We start from the raw sequence: 1427 nt of genomic DNA on the forward strand, positions 1-1427 counted from the left end.
GCAGATCAAGCCGGCGCCGGAGATGGGGTCGGTGCTGGACACGGACTACCTGATCGGGCTGGGCACACTGGACGAGCGGATGCTGATCCTGGTGGACATCGACCGCCTGATGTCCAGCGACGAGATGGGCCTGATCGAGAAGATCGCCGCCTGAAGCCAAGAAGAAAAAAAAGACAGATCAACGAGCTGGAGACAGTGATGAAGAATTGGAACATCGGTTCGCGCCTGGGCATCGGCTTCGCCCTGGTGCTGGCCCTGGTGGCGGCCATCGCGGGCATCGGCGTGCTGCGCCTGCAAGGCGTGGGGCGCGCGACCGACGAAATGGCCCACCGCTCGCTCGTCAAGGAACGCCTGGCCGCGAACTGGCTGCTGGCCACCAGCACCAACAGCGTGCGCACCTTCTCGCTGCTCAAGACCAACGACCCCGAAGTGCAGGACTACCTGCTGAAGAACATCGCCAAGACCAGCACCAGCATCTCCGAGACCCAGAAGAAGCTCGAGGAGATGCTGGCGTCGCCCGAGGAACTCGCGCTGAGCGCGGACATCAAGAAGAAGCGCGGCGAGTACCTCGAACTGCGCAAGCGCATCCTAAAGCTCAAGGCCGACGGCCAGCAGGACGAGGCGGCGCAGCTGACCAATGGCAAGCTGCTGGAGACGCTCGACGGCTACGACGCGAGCATTCGCGCCATGCTGGCGCATCAGCAGCAGGACATCGACGGCGCGGCCGACACCATCGACGCCCTTTACCGTTCGGGCCGCATCAATCTCATCGCGCTGGCCGCGCTCGCGCTGGCGCTGGGCTCGGCGCTGGCATGGTGGTTGACGCGAAGCATCACGCGCCCCCTCAACGACGCGGTGCGCGTGGCGCAGACGGTGGCCGCGGGCGACCTGAGCAGCCACGTGGTGGTGGCGTCCGGCGACGAGACCGGCAAGCTCATGCAGGCGCTCAAGGACATGAACGCGAACCTCGCGAAGGTGGTGGGCGAAGTGCGCCAGGGCACGGACACCATCGCGACGGCTTCGAGCGAGATCGCCTCGGGCAACCACGACCTGTCGACCCGCACCGAGCAGCAGGCGAGTTCCTTGCAGCAGACGGCGGCCTCGATGGAGCAACTGACCTCGACCGTCAAGCAGAACGCGGACAACGCGCGCCAGGCCAATCAGCTGGCCGTCTCGGCCTCCGAGGTGGCGGTGCGGGGCGGCAGCGTGGTGACCCAGGTGGTCGGCACCATGGGTGCCATCGATGCCTCGTCGCGCAAGATCGTCGACATCATCAGCGTGATCGACGGCATCGCCTTCCAGACCAACATCCTGGCGCTGAACGCGGCGGTCGAGGCCGCACGGGCGGGCGAGCAGGGCCGTGGCTTCGCCGTCGTGGCCTCCGAGGTTCGCAGCCTGGCGCAGCGCTCGGCCGCGGCGGCCAAGGA

Annotated in this window: 1 protein-coding gene and 1 pseudogene; both read left to right on the forward strand. The window is 66.8% G+C overall.

Going from position 1 to position 1427, the window contains the following annotated elements; all coding sequences use genetic code 11:
• Positions 1-154, forward strand: a pseudogene (locus AC1DNF_RS35610) (chemotaxis protein CheW); the annotation flags it as partial.
• A 44-nt stretch (positions 155-198) separates the two neighbouring features.
• On the forward strand, positions 199-1427 hold a 1229-nt coding region (locus AC1DNF_RS35615), incomplete at its 3' end, for a methyl-accepting chemotaxis protein (protein ID WP_478153636.1).

The organism is Variovorax sp. 01T432 (genome assembly GCF_056398605.1).